The sequence below is a fragment of the Xanthomonas sp. DAR 80977 genome (genome assembly GCF_041240605.1).
In the GTDB taxonomy this organism is placed as follows: domain Bacteria; phylum Pseudomonadota; class Gammaproteobacteria; order Xanthomonadales; family Xanthomonadaceae; genus Xanthomonas_A; species Xanthomonas_A bundabergensis.
On sequence record NZ_CP162487.1, the window covers coordinates 2,744,957 to 2,765,598 of the forward strand.

A 20,642-nucleotide genomic window follows, 5' to 3' on the forward strand; every position below is an offset into this window, starting at 1 on the left:
TCGGGAACCGCCGTGCCGGCCGCAAGCGCGGATCGCACGGTACGCACAGTGAGTGCGGGCGCGGGCGCATTTGGTTGAATCGCCGCGCGTGCCGCCGCGCGAGCTTGCGCCTATGCGCCGATGCCGGCCGGCGCGGGCTGCGCCGCGCGCGCGGTTCGCCGGCGTCGCAGCGCGTTGCGCACGATCGCGGCGAACACGCCAAGGCCGGTGCCCAGCATCAGCGCCACCGCCAGCACCAGCACCGGATTCGGGAATGCGGGACGCTCGGGCACGTAGGCGGTCCAAGGCGCGGAGGTGTCGTAGGTGTAGCGCGCGCCCAGCCGGGTCAGCAGGTCGTCGCGCTCGGACTTCAGCCCGCGGATGGTCGCGTTCTTCTCCGACAGCAGCATGTTGCCGAGCAGTTGCTGCTCGACGCTGCCCCTGCCCTCGCCCTGTTGCTGCAGCAACTGCGCGCGCTCGGCCTGCGCCGCGGCGAGCTCGCTGCCGATGTCCTGCAGGCGTTCGCGCGCCTGCTGCATCGGCGCGGCCTGGATCCGGCGATGCAGCGCCTGCAGCTGCAGCGTGGTCGCCGTGGCCAGGGCGCGCGCCTGCTGCGCCGAGTCGGCGCGCAGGCTCAACTCGATCAGGTTGGCGTAGGGATCCGGGTCCAGCTTCAGGCTGCTGCGGTACAGCGCGGCCGCGCGCCCGTTCAACGGCAGGCCCAGGCTCTGCAGCACCTGGTCCTGGAACAACCGCGTCTTGATCCGCTCGATCACGCGCTGGAACGGCTCCAGCTTGGGGTCGCGCCCGGCCGGGGTCGGGCCGAACTCGCCGACCTGCACCCATGCGGTGGCCTGCCACTGGCGGGTGGCGCCCTGCAGGAAGGCGAACCCCAGCGCGAGCACGGCGAGCAGCGGCAGCACGCACCAGGTCCACTCGCGGCGCAGGATCCGCCACAGGTCGATCAGGTAGATTTCGTCTTCTTTCATGGCAAGGCGCTTCTCGGGGAAAGGGGTGGCGGCAGCGCCTGCCCCGCCCTGCCCGGCGCCGCCGCCATGGCAGCGCGACGGTTCGGCAGCAGCGCGCTGCAGGCGTGCAGGACCAGGCACAGCGCGATGAAGCCGGCGTTGGTCCAGGTGAAGGCCTGCGGCGCGAACGGCGACATCAGGCAGGCGTAGGCGATGCGCAGGAACACCAGCAGGTTGAACAGCGACACCGTGCCGCCGAGCAGGCGCACGCTCCACAGCAGCGCCGCGTACAGCGCCAGCATCGCCGCCAGCGCGGCACCGGCGCCGCCGGCGAGCAGGAACGGGAAGAACTCGGTGCCGACGTTGATGTTCGGCGCATCCAGCGGGATGCCGGTGCCGGCGGTGGCGATCGAGCCGCTCAACGGCACCAGCTGGTTGACCAGGAAGCTGGCGTTGACATAGTCCTTGGCCAGCATCGCGCCGAAGTTGTACGGGCCGGCGCCGATGTACAGCAACAGCCACTTGATGCCCTGCGGCGCGGCGCGGTACAGGTCGCTGAAAGGCAGCGTCACCGAGTCCAGCGAGCCCGAGCGCAGGCTGCCCAGCAGCGAGAACACCGCGCCGCCGGCGCACAGCAAGGCCACGACCGCCTTCCACGGCAGCGGCCGCGCCGGGTCGCGGCGCAGCAGCAGGAGCAGGCCGAAACTGAACAACGCGGCGAAGATGCGGTTGCGGTCGATCACCAGCACCGGGAACACGAAGCCGGCCACGATCATGGCGTTGCGCAGCGCCCTGTCGCGCACGCACAGCAGCGCGATCGGCGGCAGGATCCAGCACATGTTGGACAGGTGGCGCACGTGCGCATGCAGCGGGCTCAGGTCGGCGTACGCGGACGGGTTGGTGAACAGCGGGATCGGGAACAGCGCCAGATCCAGCACGCAGAACACGCCGACCAGCGCAGCCAGGCACAGCGCGACGAAGGCCTCGCGTGTGCCGGCGTAGCGGCGCGCGCGAAACGCGGACAGCGACGGCAGGCGGATGCCGTGCAGCGCGTCCAGCAGCAAGGTCGCCGCGGCCGCCGCGGCCAGCCAGGCGATGCCGGCCGCATAACCGGGCGGCAGGTCGAAGCTGAGCAGGGTCAGCGCGCAACTGAACAGCAGCGGCAAACCGAAATAGGCCGACGGCAGGCGCAGCAGGCGGTTCATGCGCGCTCCGGCAACGGCGCTGGCGCCGCGGACTGCAGCCGCGCCAGCAGCGACAGCCCGGCGTGCGCCAGCAGGTGGCCGCCCAGCGCCAGCGGTTGCCGCCGCAGGAAGGCGATCTTGGCGGCGATGTAGTGCGCCTGCGCGTACAGCAAGGTACGGCACGGCGCATCGAACAGCGCGGCGCGGCGCAGCGCCACCCGCCGCGACTCGGCCAGATTGGCCAGGCGGCTGGGCAGGTGCCGGGTGCGGCTGGCGTTGGCGCCGTGCAGCCGGTAGGCGCAGACGCCGACGTCGATGAAGCCGAGCGCATCGCGCGCGACCAGGCGCAGGAAGAAGTCCCAGTCCTCGATGTGCAGCGCTTCGTCCCAGGCCACGCGCGCCTGCAGCGCGCTGCGCCGGACCAGGGCCACCGCCCCGCTCACCGCCCAGTGGCGGATCACCGCGCGGCGGATGCCGGCATCGCTCAGGTACAGGCGTTTGTCCACGCCGTGCAGGTCGCGCATGCTGCTCTGGTGCAGCAGGCGCCCGTCCGCATCGACCACGATCGCATCGCCGATCACCGCCGTCTTGCCCGGCGATGCGCGCAGGTAGGCCACCTGCGCGCCCAGCCCGCCGGGCAGCAGGTAGTCGTCGCTGGCGCCCAGGCGCAGGAACTCGCCGCTGGCCATCGCCACCAGGTGGTTCAACGTGGCGGCGATGCCGAGGTTCTCGCGCTGCCAGAACCGCACCGGCACGCGGTGGCCATGCAGCGCGATCCACTCGGCGATGCGCGCGGCGGTGGCGTCGCTGGAGCCGTCGTCGACGATCACGATCTCCTTGTTCGGATACGGATCCTCCAGCACGCTGTCCAGGCAGCGCTGCACGAAGCGCTCGTGGTTGAACGCCGGCACCAGCACCGATACCAGCGGCGCGTCCTCGCGAACTCCGCATTCGTCCATCAGCGCAACCCTCCCAGATAGCGCCGCACCACCACGACGTTGAACGCCAGGTACAGCGCATAGTTGACGGCGAACGCGTAGGCGGCCCCGATCAGGCCCATGCGCGCGGTGAACAGGTACACCAGCCCCAGATAGCTGGCGGCGAACACGCATTCGGAGACCACGAACAGCCGCGTCATCGCCTTGGCCAGCATCAGGTAGGACAGCACGAACGAGGCGATCTTGATCACGTCGCCGACCAGCTGCGGCGCGTACAGCGGCGCGGCGGCGGCGAAGTCGGCGGCGAACAGCAGCCGGGTGAGCCAGTCGCGGCACAGGTAGATCGCCGCGGCGGCCACGATCACCGCCGGCAGCACGTAGCGGTAGGCGGTGCGCAGCTCCAGCAGCAGCCCGGCGCGGCCGCGCAGCGCGGCCAGCTTGGGCAGGTAGTAGACGTTGATCGCCGTGGTGAAGAACAGCAGATACGCGTCGGAGACCTTGCTCACCGCCTGCCAGTAGCCGACCTGCTGCCAGCCGAAGCGCGCGGCCAGATGGTCGCGCACGCCGATGTTGACCAGCAGCGGCAGCAGCGCCGAGGTCAGCGTCATCACCGAGAACGCGGCCAGGCGCCGGGTCATCTCCGCGTCGAAGCGGATGCGCAGCATGTCGCGGCGGAAGTACGGGCTGCGCCGCAGCGCCGGCAGGCCGGCGCACAGCCACAGCACCTGCCCGGCGACCAGGCCCAGCAGCGCGCCGTACAGCTGCAGCCAGCGCGCCAGCCACAGCACCACGATCGCGCTGAGCACCGAGCCGGCGACCTGGATGAAGGCCAGCCGGCGCACGTCCATGAAGCCGTTGACCACGGCCAGGATGTAGTTGGCCAGGGCGACGCCGAGCTGGGCCACGGCCAGCACGCAGATCAGGCTCTGGTACTGCGGATCGCCGAGCAGGCGCTGCGCGATCTGCCGGCTGAACAGCAACGCCACCACGCCCATCGCGCAGGCGGCGCAGCAGGCGTAGCCCAGCGCCGCGCCCAGCAGCCGCGCCAGCTGCTGCGCATCGTCGCGGTATTCGGCCACGTACTTGACGATGCCCGCGCCGATGCCGCCGCCGGCCAGCACCGCCAGCAGCGACATCAGGCTGGTGAACTGGCCGAGCCGCGCGACCCCGGCCGGTCCGGCGTAGACCGCCACCAGCTTCAGCACCAGCAGCGCGGCCAGCAGCTTGGCCGCGGTGGCCGCGCCGCTGTACAGGCCGCTGCGCAGCACGCTCATGCCGCCACCGCCTCGAATTCCAGGCAGGCCGCGATCACCTGCTCCACCGCGTCCGCGTCCAGGGTCGGCCCGATCGGCAGGCTCAGCACCTCGCGGTGCAACTGCTCGCACAGCGGCAGGCGCAGTCCGCTCAGCCCGGCATAGGCCGGCTGCCGGTGCGGCGGCAGCGGATAGTGCACCAGGCAGTGGATGCCGCTGGCCAGCAGGTGGCGCTGCAGCGCGTCGCGCCGGGCGCAGCGCACCACGAACAGGTGCCAGGCATGGCGCGCTTCGTCGGCCACCTGCGGCAACCGGATCTGCGGATGCACGATGCGCGCGCGATAGCGCTGCGCCACCTCGCGGCGCCGGGCGATGTCGGCATCCAGGTGGTTCAGCTTGACCCGCAGCAGCGCCGCCTGCATCTCGTCCAGGCGCGAGTTCACGCCTTGCACCAGATGCCGGTACTTGATGTCCGACCCGTAGTTGCGCAGCATCCGGATACGCGCCGCCAGTTCGGCGTCGTCGGTCGTCACCGCGCCGCCGTCGCCCAGCGCGCCCAGGTTCTTGCCGGGAAAGAAGCTGAAGCCGGCGGCATCGCCGAAGCTGCCGGCATGGCGCCCGTGCAGGCGCGCGCCATGCGCCTGCGCCGCATCCTCGATCAACAGCAGACCGTACTGCCGCGCCAGCGCCCGCAGCGCCGCCATGTCGGCCAGCTGCCCGTACAGGTGCACCGCCATGATCGCCCGCGTGCGCGGCCCGATCGCGCGCTCCACGCAGGCCGGATCCAGGTTGAAGCTGATCGGGTCCGGCTCCACCGGCACCGGCTGCAGCCGGTTCTCGCTGATCGCCAGGAAGCTGGCGATGAAGGTGTTGCCCGGCACGATCACCTCGTCGCCCTCGCGCAGCCGGCCGAGTTCGCGGTAGCCGCGCAGGATCAGGCTCAGCGCGTCCATGCCGTTGCCCACGCCGATGGCATGAGCGGTGCCGCAATAGGCGGCGAACTCGCGCTCGAACGCCGCCAGTTCCTCGCCCAGCACGTACCAGCCCGAGTCGATCACCCGCGCCGCCGCCGCCTTCAGTTCGTCGGCGTAGCGCGCGTTGATCGCGCGCAGGTCCAGGAACGGCACGCTCATCGCAGATCCCAGGCGTAGAAGTCGTGGACCACGGCGCGGGCGCCGAAGCGCTCCTTCTGCGTGACCAGGCCGTCGTTGAGCACGCGGCCCTGCTGCTCGGTGGAGATGCCCAGGCTGAAATAGTCGCGTTGCGCGTAGACCTGTTCGATCAGCTCGGCCAGCAGCAGGCTCAGCGCGTCCACCCGGCGGCCCTGCTCGGAGCAGGCCAGGTACTGGGTATGCACCACCCGGCCGAAGTCGTACAGCACGGTGCCGGCCAGCAGCGTGTCGCCGTCGCGGACCTCGTGCAGCACGATCTGTTCGGGGAACCGCGCGCGCAGCAGGCGCAGTTCGTCCAGGCTGTGGGTCGGGGTGGCGCCGTGGCGCTGCAGCACCTCGACCAGCAACGCATGCAAGGGCGCCGGATCGTCGCTGCGCTGCACGCGCAGGCCGGCCTTGCGCGCCTTGCCGATCGAGCGCCGCCGCTCGGCGGCGAAGCGCAGCGGCTCGCGCAGGGCGATGGCCGAGGACAGGTCGCGGCGCTGCAGCCGCGCGCCGAGCCGATGCAGCGCGTAGAGATCCTCTTCCGCCGGCGTGGCATGGAACAGGTGCGGCACCGCCTTGTACAGCAGTTCGTGCACGCCCTCGGCGCGGTAGTGCGCGGCGATCCGCTCGAACACGTCCAGCGTCGCCGCCGCGCGGAGGCCATGTGCGGACAGCAGTCCCGCATAGCTCAGCCCGGCATGGCTGACCACGCGCGTGCCTTCGCGATTGGCCGGGAACACCGCCACCGGTGCGCCGCCGCGTTCGACCAGCAGCGAGGCATCGACGAAGCGCTCGGCGTGGTAGTCCATGTAGCCGCGCCGGTGCAGCAGGTTGCCGTTCCTGGAGTCGGCGATCAACGCGTCCCAGGCCGGCGCATCGGCGGCCGTGTAGGGCCTAACCGAAAACATGCCCGCTGCCCTCGCCCGCGCCCTGCGCAAGCGGCGCCACCGCCACGCCGAAACCGTCGCGGCCCATGTCGTTGCCGTTGTAGAACATCAGCAGGTTGTCGCGGTGCCGGATCAGCGCCGGATAGCACAGCGTGCGCGCGTCCCAGCCGCCGGGCGACAGCGCCAGGCCGAGGGCATCGTCGCAGCGCCGCCAGTGGCGGCCGTCGTCGCTGCGCGCCACGCCGGGGAAATACGCGCCGTCGCGGTTGCCGCGGGTGAAATACATCAGGTAGCCGCCGTCGTGGCGATAGACGCGCGGGCGGCCGATCCGGTATTCGCTGCCCTGCGGCAGCAGGCAGACCGTGTCCTGGCGCGGGATCGCCTGCAGGTCGCCGGTCTCGGCGCAGCGGATGTGATAGCGCGGGAACGGCGTGCCGTCGATGTGTTCCCAGTCGTCGCCCACCGCGTACCACAGCCGCCAGCGTCCTTGCTCGTAGCGCGCCGCATGCACCGCGGCGATGGTGCTGCGGCCGGGCGCGCGATCCAGCAGCGGCGTGTCCTGGCGCCGCTGGAACGTCTCGCCGCCGTCGCGGGACACCGCCAGTCCGGTGAAGGCCAGGAACTTGGCCTTGGCCACGCGCTGGAAGCCGACGTAGAACATGTACAGCCCGTCCGCCGCGGCGACCACGTCGCCGAGGATCATGCCGTTGTCGTCGAAGCAGCCGTCGCGGCCGATGTCCAGCACCGGCGCGGCGCTGACCCGCAGCACCTGGGTCGGATCGTCGCCGCGCACGTCGACGTAGCCGATGCGGCTGACCCCGGCGTCGTCGCGGAAGCCGGCGTAGACGCGGATCAGCTCGGCATCCAGGCGGTGCGGCGTCGGCGTCAGCGCCGAATGCCGCATCCAGCCGCCGACCCCGTCGCGTGCGGTCGCGAACACCAGGCCGCGTTTGTGCCAATCGAACATGCGCGTCTCAGAGGGTCACGTCGAAGCTGGACCTGCCCGCCACCGCCCGCGCCGGGGAACCGACGTAGACCCGGCCCGGCTCGGTGTCGCGGGTGACCAGCGCGCCGGCGCCGATCACGTTGTCCGCGGCGACCTTGACCCCGTCGCTGAAGGTGGCATTGACCCCGATGAAACTGCCCTGGCCGATCTCGCAGTAACCGGAAATCACCGCATGCGAGGCGACGAACACGTGGTCGTGGATCACCGTGCGGTGGCCGACGTGGTTGCCGCTCCACAGGATGCAGTTGTCGCCGATGCGGGTGAACGGCTGCACCACGTTGCCTTCGAACACGAAGCAGTTCTCGCCCAGCTGCGCATTGCGCCAGACGAAGGCGCGCGAACTGACGTAGCTGGCCAGGCGATAGCCGCGGCGCTTGGCGTCGAGGAAGAACCGCGTGCGCAGGCGGTTGAGGCCGCTGGCGGGAATCGCCACGAACGCCTCGACCTCGCCTGGCGGGTACAGCCGTTCCAGGTCTTCGTACGCCACCACCGGCCGCTCGGCCAGGGTCGGCGCGGCGATGTAGTCGCGTTCGGCGCTGAACGCCAGTACCTCGTAGTCGCTGTCGTGGCTGAAGTACTCGCAGGCGATCTGCGCCAGTTCGCCCGCGCCGATGATCACCAGGGGCCGTGCCATGCGCCTACGCCTCCTGCCGGCGCACGCCGGCCGTTTCGCGCAGGAACTCGTCGTAGTCGAGGATGTAGTCGGCCGGATCGTAGGCCTGGTCGGCCAGCACCATCAGCACGCAGTCGGCGCTGAAATCGTACAGGTCGCGCCACACCATGCTGCCGAGCAGCAGGCCCTGGCAGGGATCGTCCAGCACCACCTGCAGCGGCCCGCTGCCGTCGTCGAGCAGGAACGACACCGAACCATGCAGGGCCACGGCCAGCTGGTTGAGATGGCGGTGCGCGTGCTGCCCGCGGTGCACGCCGTTCTTGGTCGCGAACAGGTAGTAGACGCGGCGGATGTCGAACGGCACATCGCGCTGCTGTTCCAGGGCGACCAGCAAGCCGCGTTCGTCGCCGTGCGTACGCAACTGGATTCGTTCGATTGCCATGAGTGTGCCCGACACGGACTCCGACGCGGAGTTACCAGGCTGAGTGCCGCCGGGCCGCGGAAAGGTTGCGCCAGGTTGCCGGCAGCGCAGCGGCGCGATCCGCCGCAACCCCCACGCAACCTTTTGCCGCGCGCCCGGCACCCATCTGCGACCACCACTGTGCCGGCGTTACGCCGACCGGCAGTGGCGCAGCACGACGCCGCGACCGGCAGCGCGCATTCCATCGCCACCATCTGGACAGGGCACGCCACCATGACTTCCTCCACCCAGGCCGACGACGGCACCACTCGCTCCGAGGCGCCCGCGCATCCGCCGCGCAGCTCCGCCGACGCCACGCTGCCGCGGCCGATGGTGTGGCTGCACTGGCTCACCGTGCTGTGCCTGGTGCTGGCGGCGGGGTTGATCCTGCTGCGCGAAGAAGTCGACGGCCGCGCCGTGCGCCAGTGGTTGCTGGAGGGACATCGGCACTTCGGCCTGTTCGTGCTCGGCCTGTTCTTCCTGCGCGTGGCGTTGCGCCTGCGCCTGGGCAAACGCCACGACCCCGACGCGCCCTCGCCGCTGCTGCGCGCGCTCGCCGGACTCACCCACGTGGCGATGTACGCGCTGCTGCTGACCCTGCCGGTGCTGGGCTGGGCGCTGAGTCAGTCCATGGGCAAGCCGGTGCATCTGTTCGCCGCCACGCTGCCGGAGCTGGTCGCCCCCGATCCGGATCTCGCCGACACGCTCGGCGCCTGGCACGTGTATGCCGCCTGGGCGCTGCTCGGATTGATCGTGCTGCATATCGGCGCCGCGCTGTGGCACCACTTCGTGCGCCGCGACGACCTGCTGCGGCGAATGCTGCGCTTCCGCCGCGGCTGAGCCGCGCCTCCGCCCTTCCCTCGTCCGCCATCGCGCCGACCCGTTCAAGGACCAACCGCATGCAGACCGCACCGTCTCCTTCTTCCTTCTTCCGCGCCGGCAGGCTGCGTGGTGCCGACCAGGTCCTGCTGTGGTCCACGCTCGGCTCGCTGTTGCTGCTGGCCAGTCCGCGCGCCGCGGCGGTGCCGGCGTTCGCGCGGCAGACCGGCTCCTCCTGCGCGGACTGCCACATCGGCGCCTACGGCCCGGCGCTGACCCCGTACGGCATGCGCTTCAAGCTCAACGGCTACACCGACAGCGACGGCAACGGCACCAAGATCCCCGCCTCGGCGCAGCTCACCGGCACCCGCAGCGTGCCGGTGCGCGGCAAGACCAACAACCAGCTCAGCGAGGCCGACCTGTACCTGGCCGGCCGGGTCAGCGACAACGTCGGCGGCTACATCAAGGTCTCCAGCACCAACAACGGCAAGGACAAGTTCACCACCAAGCTGGACAACGTGGACCTGCGCTTCGTCGCCAAGACCTTCAAGCTCGGCGGCAAGGACGCGCTGCTCGGGGTCAGCGTCAACAACAATCCGGGCAGCCAGGATCCGATCGGGGTGCTGCCCAATGCCTCCGGCCTGGGGCCGGCCTCGGCCTACGCCGGCTCCACCACCCTGCTCAACCAGTCCTCGCTGTCCAACCGGGTGATCGGCACCAGCGTCTACGGCGTCTACGACCGCAACTGGTACGGCGAGATCGGCACCTACAACGCGCTGCCGGTCTCCACCCAGGACGACCTCGGCTACGCGGTCGGCGGCGACCCGGGCAAGCTCAGCGACACCGGCTACCTGCGCCTGAGCTACATGAAGGACATGAAGAAGCAGTTCTTCTCCGCCGGCGTGGTCGCGCTGAGCACGCGCCGCCAGCTGCCGCGCAGCACCGGCCCGCGCGACGACTTCACCGACCTGGGCTACGACCTGAACTACCAGTTCCTCGGCACCCGCGAGCACATCCTCAAGCTCGGCTACCTCAACATCTACGAGCGCCGCCGCTACGGCAGCGCGGCGATCGACCCGGCCGACCCCAGCGTGGCCGGGCTGCGCCGCGGCAGCATCCGCGACCAGTCGATCAATCTCAGCTACACCTACAAGCAGAGCTACGGCCTGCTGCTGGCGCACTTCATCAATACCGGTTCGGCCGACCCGTTCCGCTACAGCCCGTACGGCACGCCCGACACCACCAGCAACCTGATCAGCGCCTCCTGGGCGCCGTTCGGCAAGGACGACTCGTTCACCTCGATCGCCAACCTGCGCCTGTCCGCGACCTGGTTCCGTTTCAGCAAGTTCAACGGCACCACCGGCAATGTGTTCGGCGCGCTGCCGGTCACCCGTCCGCACGACCTGAACCAGTTCTCGCTGGCGCTGAGCCTCGCCTTCTGAACCCGCTTTTCCCCCACGCACGGATCGTCATGAAACCAGCCAACCCATTTCCCCTGTGGTGCACCCTGATGGCCGGCCTGCTGCCGTTCGGCGTCGCCCTCGCCCCGGCCGCGCATGCCGGCGGCGGCCTGCCCGGCGCCGGCGTGTTCGCCACCGAATGCGCCGAATGCCATAGCGCGGCGCCGGGCAAGAACAAGAAGGGCCCGACCCTGTTCGGCGTGGTCGGGCGCAGCGCCGGCAGCGTGCCGGACTACCGCTATTCCGACGCGATGAAGAAGACCCAGTGGACCTGGAGCGACGACAAGCTGCGCAGCTACCTGGCGCAGCCTGCGTCCAAGGGCATTCCCGGCGCCAACATGAAGTACGACGGGCTCGACGACAGCAAGCAGCTCGAGGACCTCATCGCCTATCTCAATACCCTGCATTGAAGTCGGCACCCGACCCCGGCATAGTCGAAACTGAACCCAGCGTCCGGGGCCGGGGGTGCGCCGTGTCGCCGCCAGGCGGCAATGCCGATAATGGCGGCCCGCCACGGGGCGGGCCCTGCGGCGTTGCCGCCGTGCAGCCCCCGAGCGCCCCTTGCGATCCGACCCGCGACCATCGAGCGACCGTGCACAACCGCCCTTCCGCCGCCGGCTCCCTGTCCCCGATCGCCCTGGGCGGCGGCCGCTGGCGTCGCCAGGCGTGGGCCTCCTGACCGGCATGACCACGGCCGCGGGTCACCTGGCGCAGGGCGCCGCGCGACGCCGACGCGGCGCGCTGGCGCTGGCCGTGGCGCTGTGCCTGCCGGGCACGGCGCTGGCGGCCAAGTTCGGCGGCGCGGTCGGGCTCAGTTCGCAACTGGTCGATCGCGGCATCGCCGTCACCGCCGACACCCCGTCGCTGCAGGTCGCCGGCTACTGGCTGCCCGCGCCGGGCTGGTCGCTGGGCGCCTCCGCCAGCACGGCGCTGGACGCGCCGGGCCAGCAACTGCTGACCACGGTCGAACTGTCGCGCAGTTGGACCCTGTCCGACAGCTGGCAGATGCAGGTCGGGCTGCTGCGCTACGACTACCCCGGCAACCGCATCAACCGCCTGTTCAACCGCAACGAGGCCAGCATCGGCTGGTCGTACCGGGACCGGCTGAGCGTGTCGCTGGCCGCGTTCGAGCTGCCCGACAGCTACCGCGGCCGCTGGTACGGCGCCGCCGACCTCACCGTGCACCAGCCGCTGCCTGGGCACCTGTCGCTGTCGGCCGGGGTCGGCATCAGCCAGGCGCCGGCGGCCCTGTACGGCCTGGACGATTACGCCGATCACTACAGCTACGGCCACGCCGGGCTGATGTGGAATGCCGGCGCCTGGAACGTGGAGATCGACCGCGTGTTCAGCGACGCGCGCAGCATCTACGCCAGCCGCGGCGGCGGGATCTGGCCGTGGGTGGTCACGTTGTCGCGCGCCTTCTGACCCGACCGCAACCTTTCCGTGCCGACCCGGCACATACCGGTGCCCGTTGCCAGACCTGCCCACCATGACCGACACCGATCCACTCGGCGATGCCACCGACCGCATGCTGCTCCGGCGCATGGCCGGCGGCGACCGCGACGCGCTGGCGACCCTGTACCGCAACTACCACGGGCGCCTGTGCCGGTTCCTGTCGCGGCTGACCCGGCGCCCGGACATCATCGAGGAGGCGATCAACGACTGCTTCTGGATCGCCTGGCAGAAGGCCGGCGATTTCCGCGGCGACTCGCAGGTCTCGACCTGGATCATGGGCATCGCCTACCGCTGCGGACTCAAGGCGATCCGCCACCACAGCGACGAGGCGATCGAGGACGGGGTGACCGCCGAAGAGCATTTCTCCTCCGCCGCCGACCCGGACGAGGACCGCGAGCTGCGCGACTGGCTCGGCAAGGGCCTGGAGCGGCTGTCGGCCGACCAGCGCCTGGTGGTCGAGCTGGTCTACGGCCTGGGCCACAAGCTGGAAGAAGTCGCGGCGATCATGCAGTGCCCGGTGGGCACCATCAAGGCGCGGCTGTTCCATGCGCGGGTCAAGCTGCGCAACGTGCTGCCGGGATTGGCCGGCGGCGCCTCCCCTCTGACGGAGAGCGTGTCATGAAGACAGGCTTCAACGAGCCGGGCAACGAGTGCTCGCATGCCTGGGAACTGATGCCGTGGGTGCTGCAGGCCAGCGCCACGGACGAACAGCACGACTGGCTGATCGCGCACCTGGCCAAGTGCAGCTTCTGCAGCGCCGAGTTCGCCCAGCAGAGCCGGCTGCGCCTGGCGATGTCGCTGCCCAGCGACGTGCCGGTGGATGCCGAGGCCGGGCTGCAACGCCTGCTCGGCCGCCTCGACGCGCCCGAGCCGCAGCGGCTGCCGGCGCGCGCCCGCGCCAGCTGGACCACGCGGGCGCTGGTCGCCGCGGCGCTGGTGCAGGCGGTCGGGCTGGGCGTGCTCGGGGTCAGGCTGTCCGCCAGCGACCAGGCCGTGGCCTACCGCACCCTCAGCGACACCGCGCAGCCGCTGGCGGCCGACGCGATCCGCGTGGTGCCGGATGCGCACATGACCCTGGCCGAGTGGGACGCGGTGCTGCGCAAGCTGCAGCTGCGCGTGGTCGGCGGCCCCAACGGCGCCGGCGCCTACACCGTGGTGCCGGTCCAGGCCGGCTCGCCGGGGCAGCCGCAGCGCAGCGTGCAGCAGCTGCGTGCGACGCCCGGCATCCGCCTGGCGGAGCCGATTTCCGCACCATGAGCCTGTCTCGCGCCTGCCTGCTCCTGGCCTGCCTGGCGCTCGGCGCCTGCGCCCATGGCGCGCGCAACGCGGTCGATGCGCCTGCCGCCACGGCCGCGGCAAGCGCGAGGACGCCGACCGCCGACGCCTCGCCGGCCTTGGACAGCCAGCGCCAGATCGTGCTCGCGGTGGCCAACCCGATGGCCGCGCCGGGCCGCCACGCCGGTTCCAACCTGATCGGCTATGCCTCGTCCCGGTACTACGGCGCCGGCACCCAGGCCGCGGACACGCTGGACGCGCTGACCCGCCGCTACGGCCTGCGCCAGGTCACCGGCTGGCCGATCAAGCCGCTGGGCCTGTACTGCGTGGTACTGGAACCGGCGCCGGGCGTGGAGCGCGACGCGCTGCTCGCGGCGCTGGCCAAGGACGAGCGCGTGGCCCTGTCGCAGCCGCTGCAGGACTTCGCCACCTACGCCGACCCGGCGCCGCCGGCCAAACCCGCGCAGGCGCTGCGCTACAACGATCCCTACGTGGACATGCAGCGTGGCTTCGCGGCGACCAACGCGGCCACCGCGCAGGTGCTGAGCCAGGGCCAGGGCGTGGGCGTGGCGATCGTCGATACCGGCGTGGACACCGCGCACCCGGACCTGCAGGGCCGCCTGCGCGACGTGCGCGACCTGGTCGCCGCCGACCCGGCCGCGTTCAACCGCGATCACCACGGCACCGAAGTCGCCGGCATCATCGCCGCCGGCAGCAACAACCACCTGGGCATCGTCGGCATGGCGCCCAAGGCCATGCTCGACGTGTACAAGGCCTGCTGGTATCCGCAGCGCGCCGGCGCCGGCGCCGGCTGCAACTCCTTCACCCTGGCCAAGGCGCTGGTCGCGATCGGCGACACCCGCACGCGCATCGTCAACCTGAGCCTGGGCGGCCCGGCCGATCCGCTGCTGCGCAAGCTGCTCGAGCAGTTGCTGCGGCAGGGCCGCATCGTGGTCGCGGCGATGCCGCCGGACGGCCGCCTGGACGGCTTTCCCGACGGCACCCCGGGCGTGATCGTGGTCAGGAGCAGCAGCGCCACGCCGTCGCCGCCAGGCGTGCTCAGCGCGCCGGGCGAGGACATCCTCACCACCCAGCCCAACGGCGGCTACGACTTCACCTCCGGCTCGTCGATGGCCACCGCCCACGTCAGCGGCGTGGTCGCGCTGCTGCTGTCGCTGGCGCCGCAGCTGGACGCGCGCAGCGTGCACGAGCTGCTGCAGCGGACCAGCCGGCAACGCGACGGCCTGTTGCAGGTCGATGCCGCCGCCGCGGTGCAGGCGCTGCCGCGCACCGCCACCACCTCGCGCTGAGCGTCGCGGCCATGGGCAAGTGGATTCCGCAGTGGCTGCACCGGCTCGGCTCGCCGCCGACGTTCTACCGCGTCGCCGGCGCGGTGCGCCCGTGGGCGCTGGGCGCGGCGCTGCTGCTCGGCGCGGTGGCGTTCTACGGCGGCCTGGTGCTGGCGCCACCGGACTACCAGCAACACGACGCCTACCGGATCATCTTCATCCACGTGCCCAGCGCCTGGATGAGCCTGTTCGTCTATGCCGCGATGGGCGCGGCCGGCTTCGTCGCCCTGGTCTGGCGATTGAAGCTGGCGGAAGTGGCATGCATGGCCTCCGCCTCGATCGGCGCGGCGTTCACCTTCATCACCCTGTGCACCGGCTCGCTGTGGGGCAAGCCGATGTGGGGCACCTGGTGGACCTGGGACGCGCGGCTGACCTCGGAACTGGTGCTGCTGTTCCTGTACCTGGGCGTGATCGGCCTGTACCGCGCGATCGAGGATCCGCGCCAGGGCGCGCGCGCCGCCGCGCTGCTGGCGCTGGTCGGGCTGATCAACCTGCCGATCGTGCATTTCTCCGTGGTCTGGTGGAACACCCTGCACCAGGGCTCCACGGTGCGCGTGCTGGGCCCGTCGAAGATGCCGCTGGCGATGCTGTGGCCGCTGCTGACCGCGGTGCTGGCCAGCAAGTGCTACTACCTGGCCAGCCTGCTCGGGCGCATGCGCAGCGACCTGCTGGCGCTGGAGCGCGGCAAGGGCTGGGTGCGCGCGATCGCACTGGCCGCACACGCGCCGGCGCCGCTGCCGGATGCGCGCGTGGCGGCGGAGCGCGCGGCATGAGCGGCTTCTGGGCGATGGGCGGCTACGCGGCCTACGTGTGGACCGCCTATGCGCTGTTCCTGCTGGTGTTGCTGCTGGACACGCTGCTGCCGCGCTGGCGGCAGCGCCGCCTGCTCGCCGACACGCGCGCGCAGTTGCTGCGCGAACAGGCGCGGCGCCAGCGCGGCGCCTCTTCCCGCTTGCCCGGTAGCGCCGATGAACCCCACCCGTAAGCGCCGCCTGCTGCTGGTGTTGCTGCTGCTGGGCGCCGCCGCGCTCGCCACCGGCCTGTTCGTGCTGGCCCTGCAGCACAACATCAGTTACCTGTTCACCCCCAGCCAGGTGCAGGCCGGCCAGGCCGACGGCTACCGCGTGTTCCGCCTCGGCGGCATGGTCAAGGCCGGCTCGATCCGGCGCAGCGCCGATTCGCTGCGGGTGGAGTTCACCGTGATCGACAAGGCCGGCGCCACCGCGGTCGCCTACAGCGGCATCCTGCCCGACCTGTTCCGCGACAACCAGGCGGTGATCGCCACCGGTTCGCTGCGCGGTGCCGAGTTCGTCGCCACCGAGGTGCTGGCCAAGCACGACGAGACCTACATGCCGCAGGAGCTGAAGGACGCGATGGCGCAGGCCCACCACGCCCGCACGGCCGCCGCCGCGACCGTCTCCAGGTCGGCGACGCCGTGAGCCGCATGCCGTACCCGCGCGCCGCCCTGCACCGGCCGCCATCGGCGCTGCCGCCGCGATGATCCCCGAACTGGCCCAGCTCGCGCTGATCCTGGCCCTGCTGCTGGCGCTGGCGCAGGGCGTGCTGCCGCTGCTCGGCGCCTGGCGCGGCGATCGCGCGCTGATGGCGGTGGCGCGGCCGGCCGCCTACGCGCAGGCGCTGTTCGCCTGGCTGGCCTTCGCCCTGCTCGCCTATGCGCTGCTGCGCCTGGATTTCTCGGTGCGCTACGTGGCCGCCAACGCCAACCTGGCGCAGCCCTGGCATTACCGGCTGGCCGCGGTATGGGGCGCGCACGAAGGCTCGCTGCTGCTGTGGATCGCCATCCTCAACCTGTGGACGGTGCTGCTGGCGCGCACCAGCGCGCAGCTGCCGGAGGCGTTCGCCGCGCGCGTGCTCGGCGTGCTCGGCCTGGTCGCGGCCGGGTTCCTGGCCTTCGTGCTGTTCACCTCCAACCCGTTCGCGCGGCTGTCGCCGATGCCGCTGGACGGCAACGAACTCAACCCGGTGCTGCAGGACCCCGGCATGGTGTTGCACCCGCCGGTGCTCTACACCGGCTACGTCGGCTTCTCGGTCGCCTTCGCCTTCGCCGTGGCCGCCCTGCTCGGCGGCGAACAGCAGCAGGCCTGGGTACGCTGGGCACGGCCATGGACCAACGTCGCCTGGGGCTTCCTGACCGCCGGCATCGTCGCCGGCAGCTGGTGGGCCTACGCCGAACTGGGCTGGGGCGGCTGGTGGTTCTGGGATCCGGTGGAGAACGCCAGCTTCATGCCCTGGCTGGTCGGCGCGGCGCTGATCCACACCCAGGCGGTCACCGAAAAACGCGGCGCGCTGGGCGCCTGGACCTTGCTGCTGTCGATCCTGGCGTTCTCGCTGTCGCTGCTCGGCACCTTCCTGGTGCGCTCGGGCGTGCTGACCTCGGTGCACGCCTTCGCCGCCGACCCGCGCCGCGGCCTGTACATCCTCGGCTTCCTGATCGTGGCGGTCGGCGGCGCGCTGCTGCTGTACGCGCTGCGCGCGCCGCGGCTGGCCGCCGGCAAGCCGTTCGCCGCCCTGTCGCGGGAAACCGCGATCCTGGTCGGCAACCTGATGCTGACCGTGGCCGCGGCGATGGTGCTGCTGGGCACGCTGTTCCCGCTGCTCGGCGATGCACTGCAGCTGGGCAAGGTCTCGGTCGGTCCGCCCTACTTCGGCCTGCTGTTCCCGCTGTTGATGTTGCCGGTGGTGCTGCTGCTGCCGTTCGGCCCGTATCTGCGCTGGGGCCGCACCGACGCCGGCGCGCTGCAGGCGGTGGCCGCACGTGCCGGCCTGGCCGCGCTGGCCTGCGCGCTGGTCGCATGGGGGCTGACCGACGGCACGGCACGCGCGGTGGCCGGCGTCGCCGCCGCGGCCTGGATCGGCGTCGGCACCGCGCTGTACGCGTACAAGCGCTGGCGCGAAGCGCCGCGCGGCCGCCGCTTCCCGGCGGAGCTGGCCGGCATGCTGCTGGCGCACGCCGGCGTGGCGGTGTTCGTGGCCGGGGTGCTGCTGTCGGACAGCCTGTCGGTCGAGCGCGACGTGCGCCTGGCGCCGGGGCAAAGCGCGACCATCGGCGGTTACGCGTTCCGCTTCGACGGCGTGCGCATGCTCGACGGCCCCAACTGGAAGGCCGAGCAAGGCACGCTGACGGTGAGCCGCGACGGCGCGGCGGTGGCGGTGCTGCATCCGCAGAAGCGCCTGTACTCCAGCGAACGGATCCAGACCGAGGCGGCGATCGACGCCGGTGCGACCCGCGACCTGTACGTCGCACTGGGCGAGCCGCTCGACGACCAGCACATCGAGAACGCCTGGACCCTGCGCCTGTACTACAAGCCCTTCATCCGCTGGATCTGGCTGGGCGGCCTGTTGATGATGCTCGGCGGCTTCGTCAGCGCCTGCGCACGGCGCCTGCGTGCGCCGCACGCGGCGGTCGCGCACGGCCCAGGCCTTGCCGCGCCCGCCCCATCGGTGGCATCGGCATGAGCCGGCTGCTGCCGCTGTTCGGCTTCCTGCTGCTGGCCGCGCTGTTCGGCTTCGGCATCCACTGGAGCCGCGCGCATGACCCGCGCGAGGTGCCCTCGCCGCTGATCGGCAAACCGGCGCCGGCGTTCTCGCTGCCGCGCCTGGACCAGCCCGAACAGCACACCGGCAGCGCCGAGCTGCGCGGCCGCCCCTACCTGCTCAACGTGTTCGGCAGCTGGTGCCTGGCCTGCGGCGAGGAACACCCGGTGCTGCTGGCGCACGCCGGCGACCTCGGCGTCGCCCTGGTCGGCTACGCCTACAAGGACGACCCGCGCGACGCCCGCGCCTGGCTGGCGCAGCGCGGCAATCCGTACGCGCTGGTGGTGGTCGACCAGGATGGACAGCGCGCGATCGACTTCGGCGTCTACGGCGCCCCGGAAACCTTCCTGATCGATGCCCAGGGCGTGATCCGCTACAAGCACGTCGGCGTGCTGACCCCCGCGGTGATCGCCGACGAACTGCGTCCGGCGATCGCCGCGCTGGGCGCAGCGCCGCGATGAGCGGGCCGGCTCCAGGTGGCTGGCGCAGCCGGCAGCGGCGCAGGCCGTGGCTGCTGCTGGCGTGGCTGCTGCTCGTTCCCGCGCTGCCGGCGGCGGCGCAGGCGGTGGACCCGCTGCCGTTCCAGGACCGGCAACAGGAGCTGCGCTTCCAGCGCCTGACCGCGCAGTTGCGCTGCCTGGTCTGCCAGAACGAGAACCTGGCCGACTCCAATGCCACGCTGGCGCGCGACCTGCGCCATCAGGTGTTCGCGCAGCTGCAGGCCGGCCGCAGCGACGCGCAGATCAAGCAGTACATGGTCGATCGCTATTCCCGGTTCGTGCTCTACGACCCGCCGCTCGCGCCCGGCACCTGGCTGCTGTGGTTCGGTCCGCTGCTGTTCCTGCTCGGCGGTGCGGCCATGGTCGTGGCCACGCTGCGGCAGCGGCGCCGGGCTGGCGCGCCCGCGGAGACGGAGACGGAAGAACAATGGTGACGGCCGGCTTCTGCATTGCCGCCACGGGAATGGTCGGCATCGCCTTGGGCGCCTTGCTGCGGCCGCTGCTGCGCCGGCGGCCCGGCGCCCGCATGCTGCGCCGCGCCGCCGCGGTACTGGTGGCCGCGACCCTGCCGCTGGCGAGCGCCGGCCTGTATCTGCTGGTCGGCGATCCCGCCGCGCTTGCCGGCGTCCCCGTGCAAGCCGCGCCCGCGTCCGACCCGGACGCGACGCAGCGGGCGCTGCAGCGATGGATGGACCAGGCGGTGGCCGCCGCACAGGCCAAACGCAGCGCCGACGCGCGCGACGCCTACGCGCAGGCGTTGCGGATCGCCCCGGACGACAGCGAGGCGATGCTCGGCTGGGTCGAGGCGGACATGGCGCAGCAGCGCGACTTCGCCGTCGGCGCGGCCGCGCACGGCATGCTCGAACGCATCCTCGCGCAGCAGCCGGACAACCAGCGCGCCCTGTGGATGCTGGGGATCGGCGAGTTCCAGCAGCACCGTTACGCCAACGCCGCGGCGCACTGGCGGCGCCTGCAGGGCCTGCTGCCCGACGCATCCCCGCTGCGCGAGGCGGTGGCGCAGAAGATCGCCGCCGCCGAGGCGATGGCCGCAGCGCCAGCGCCCGCCGCGACGCGCTGAACGCGAAGCCGCGACGGTCTCAGCCGGCGCTTCGCCGAAAACCGGTCAGAGCACGGCCCTGATCTTGTTCTGCAGCGACTCGGCATTGAAGGGCTTGACGATGTAGCCGTCCGCCCCCGCCTCCTTGAGCGCGGTGATGTCGTCGCGCCTGTCGTCGGCAATGACCATGATGAACCGCGTGCCGGCGATCGCACGGTCCTTGCGGATTTCGCGCAGCACCTGCAAGCCGGTCATCGGTTGCATGTTCCAGTCGCACAGGACCAGGCCGACTTTGTCCGCACGCAGCGCAGCCAGCGCCGACGCGCCGTCGGCGGCCTCGGCCACGTCGTCGTAGCCGAGCCGGGTCAACAGGTTCTGGATGACACGCCGCATCGTGCGGTAATCATCGACGATCAGGATCTTCATCTATCGCGTCTCCGCAGTCCTTGCCGCATCCGCCGCTCGCGCATCCGGCGCGGGACTGCAACGTGGATGCCCGCCGCATGTTGCCACAAGCGACGGCATCGGCCTGGTGCGGCGCCTGCGACTGGCTGGACTGCCGGGGTGAGCTGGATGCGATCGACTGAGCGTTGGGCCTGCGCCCAGGCTGCGCGATTGCGCCGTGAGATCCGGAGCGACGCGCCGCAAGCACGCGCTCCCGCCGAAGCGCGAAGCGAAGCCGATGCGGCGCAAGCCGAGCGGCCAGGTTCTGCCCGGTGGGCCTGGT

The 20,642-nt window shown here is 71.5% G+C and carries 24 protein-coding genes; 14 read left to right on the forward strand and 10 right to left on the reverse strand.

The window, feature by feature from the left end; genetic code table 11:
* Positions 1-110: 110 nt before the first annotated feature.
* From AB3X10_RS11570 to AB3X10_RS11610, 9 genes are read right to left on the reverse strand one after another with little or no spacing between them, the layout of a single operon-like run.
* Positions 111-968, reverse strand: coding sequence for a Wzz/FepE/Etk N-terminal domain-containing protein (locus AB3X10_RS11570; RefSeq protein WP_369975140.1), 858 nt, complete (start codon positions 966-968; stop codon positions 111-113).
* The gene (locus AB3X10_RS11575; protein WP_369975141.1) at positions 965-2,152 is read right to left on the reverse strand and encodes a hypothetical protein; all 1,188 of its coding nucleotides are present in this window, start codon (positions 2,150-2,152) and stop codon (positions 965-967) included. The genes AB3X10_RS11570 and AB3X10_RS11575 overlap by 4 nt, the downstream gene beginning before the upstream one ends.
* Complete coding sequence (locus tag AB3X10_RS11580; RefSeq protein WP_369981790.1) at positions 2,149-3,093, reverse strand: glycosyltransferase; 945 nt, start codon at positions 3,091-3,093, stop codon at positions 2,149-2,151. Before AB3X10_RS11580 ends, AB3X10_RS11575 begins: the two co-directional genes overlap by 4 nt.
* Positions 3,090-4,343 carry an O-antigen translocase gene (locus AB3X10_RS11585; protein WP_369975143.1) on the reverse strand — a complete coding sequence of 418 codons (1,254 nt, stop codon included), beginning with the start codon at positions 4,341-4,343 and terminating at the stop codon, positions 3,090-3,092. The genes AB3X10_RS11580 and AB3X10_RS11585 overlap by 4 nt, the downstream gene beginning before the upstream one ends.
* Complete coding sequence (locus tag AB3X10_RS11590) at positions 4,340-5,455, reverse strand: DegT/DnrJ/EryC1/StrS family aminotransferase (protein ID WP_369975144.1); 1,116 nt, start codon at positions 5,453-5,455, stop codon at positions 4,340-4,342. Before AB3X10_RS11590 ends, AB3X10_RS11585 begins: the two co-directional genes overlap by 4 nt.
* Positions 5,452-6,387, reverse strand: a complete 936-nt coding sequence (locus tag AB3X10_RS11595; protein ID WP_369975145.1) for a GNAT family N-acetyltransferase — start codon at positions 6,385-6,387, stop codon at positions 5,452-5,454. Before AB3X10_RS11595 ends, AB3X10_RS11590 begins: the two co-directional genes overlap by 4 nt.
* On the reverse strand, positions 6,374-7,333 hold the full coding sequence (locus tag AB3X10_RS11600; RefSeq protein WP_369975146.1) for a hypothetical protein: 960 nt from the start codon (positions 7,331-7,333) through the stop codon (positions 6,374-6,376). The genes AB3X10_RS11595 and AB3X10_RS11600 overlap by 14 nt, the downstream gene beginning before the upstream one ends.
* A gap of 7 nt (positions 7,334-7,340) precedes the next feature.
* Positions 7,341-8,006: an acetyltransferase gene (locus AB3X10_RS11605; protein ID WP_369975147.1), complete on the reverse strand. Its 666-nt coding sequence runs from the start codon at positions 8,004-8,006 to the stop codon at positions 7,341-7,343.
* A gap of 4 nt (positions 8,007-8,010) precedes the next feature.
* Positions 8,011-8,427 carry a sugar 3,4-ketoisomerase gene (locus AB3X10_RS11610; protein WP_369975148.1) on the reverse strand — a complete coding sequence of 139 codons (417 nt, stop codon included), beginning with the start codon at positions 8,425-8,427 and terminating at the stop codon, positions 8,011-8,013.
* Between the two features lie 348 nt (positions 8,428-8,775).
* Between AB3X10_RS11610 and AB3X10_RS11615 the strand changes: the two genes are divergently transcribed.
* The 14 genes from AB3X10_RS11615 to AB3X10_RS11680 all read left to right on the forward strand — a co-directional run bounded on the left by AB3X10_RS11615 (position 8,776) and on the right by AB3X10_RS11680 (position 19,936).
* Positions 8,776-9,285 (forward strand): cytochrome b, encoded by a 510-nt coding sequence (locus AB3X10_RS11615; protein WP_369981792.1) that lies wholly within the window; start codon positions 8,776-8,778, stop codon positions 9,283-9,285.
* 59 nt (positions 9,286-9,344) lie between these two features.
* Entirely contained in the window at positions 9,345-10,706 is a 1,362-nt protein-coding gene (locus AB3X10_RS11620; RefSeq protein WP_369975150.1) for a cytochrome C, read from the forward strand.
* Between the two features lie 29 nt (positions 10,707-10,735).
* Positions 10,736-11,134, forward strand: coding sequence for a c-type cytochrome (locus tag AB3X10_RS11625; RefSeq protein WP_369975151.1), 399 nt, complete (start codon positions 10,736-10,738; stop codon positions 11,132-11,134).
* Between the two features lie 256 nt (positions 11,135-11,390).
* The gene (locus AB3X10_RS11630; RefSeq protein WP_369975152.1) at positions 11,391-12,149 is read left to right on the forward strand and encodes a hypothetical protein; all 759 of its coding nucleotides are present in this window, start codon (positions 11,391-11,393) and stop codon (positions 12,147-12,149) included.
* 64 nt (positions 12,150-12,213) lie between these two features.
* A complete protein-coding gene (locus tag AB3X10_RS11635) occupies positions 12,214-12,801 on the forward strand; it encodes an RNA polymerase sigma factor (RefSeq protein ID WP_145708342.1) in 588 nt (195 codons plus the stop codon).
* Complete coding sequence (locus AB3X10_RS11640; RefSeq protein ID WP_369975153.1) at positions 12,798-13,436, forward strand: zf-HC2 domain-containing protein; 639 nt, start codon at positions 12,798-12,800, stop codon at positions 13,434-13,436. Before AB3X10_RS11635 ends, AB3X10_RS11640 begins: the two co-directional genes overlap by 4 nt.
* Positions 13,433-14,764: a S8 family serine peptidase gene (locus AB3X10_RS11645; RefSeq protein ID WP_369975154.1), complete on the forward strand. Its 1,332-nt coding sequence runs from the start codon at positions 13,433-13,435 to the stop codon at positions 14,762-14,764. The genes AB3X10_RS11640 and AB3X10_RS11645 overlap by 4 nt, the downstream gene beginning before the upstream one ends.
* A gap of 11 nt (positions 14,765-14,775) precedes the next feature.
* Positions 14,776-15,576, forward strand: coding sequence for a heme ABC transporter permease (locus AB3X10_RS11650; protein WP_369975155.1), 801 nt, complete (start codon positions 14,776-14,778; stop codon positions 15,574-15,576).
* Positions 15,573-15,788, forward strand: coding sequence for a heme exporter protein CcmD (gene ccmD / locus AB3X10_RS11655; protein ID WP_369975156.1), 216 nt, complete (start codon positions 15,573-15,575; stop codon positions 15,786-15,788). Before AB3X10_RS11650 ends, ccmD begins: the two co-directional genes overlap by 4 nt.
* Positions 15,772-16,242 (forward strand): cytochrome c maturation protein CcmE, encoded by a 471-nt coding sequence (gene ccmE / locus AB3X10_RS11660; protein ID WP_369975158.1) that lies wholly within the window; start codon positions 15,772-15,774, stop codon positions 16,240-16,242. The genes ccmD and ccmE overlap by 17 nt, the downstream gene beginning before the upstream one ends.
* Positions 16,243-16,300: 58 nt before the next feature.
* A complete protein-coding gene (locus tag AB3X10_RS11665; protein ID WP_369975159.1) occupies positions 16,301-18,280 on the forward strand; it encodes a heme lyase CcmF/NrfE family subunit in 1,980 nt (659 codons plus the stop codon).
* Complete coding sequence (locus AB3X10_RS11670) at positions 18,277-18,819, forward strand: DsbE family thiol:disulfide interchange protein (protein WP_369975160.1); 543 nt, start codon at positions 18,277-18,279, stop codon at positions 18,817-18,819. The genes AB3X10_RS11665 and AB3X10_RS11670 overlap by 4 nt, the downstream gene beginning before the upstream one ends.
* On the forward strand, positions 18,816-19,292 hold the full coding sequence (locus AB3X10_RS11675; protein ID WP_369975162.1) for a cytochrome c-type biogenesis protein: 477 nt from the start codon (positions 18,816-18,818) through the stop codon (positions 19,290-19,292). The genes AB3X10_RS11670 and AB3X10_RS11675 overlap by 4 nt, the downstream gene beginning before the upstream one ends.
* Positions 19,286-19,936, forward strand: coding sequence for a tetratricopeptide repeat protein (locus tag AB3X10_RS11680; protein WP_369975163.1), 651 nt, complete (start codon positions 19,286-19,288; stop codon positions 19,934-19,936). The genes AB3X10_RS11675 and AB3X10_RS11680 overlap by 7 nt, the downstream gene beginning before the upstream one ends.
* A gap of 45 nt (positions 19,937-19,981) precedes the next feature.
* On the opposite strand, the gene AB3X10_RS11685 is transcribed toward AB3X10_RS11680, so the two are convergent.
* Entirely contained in the window at positions 19,982-20,341 is a 360-nt protein-coding gene (locus AB3X10_RS11685) for a response regulator (protein ID WP_369975164.1), read from the reverse strand.
* Positions 20,342-20,642: the final 301 nt, after the last annotated feature.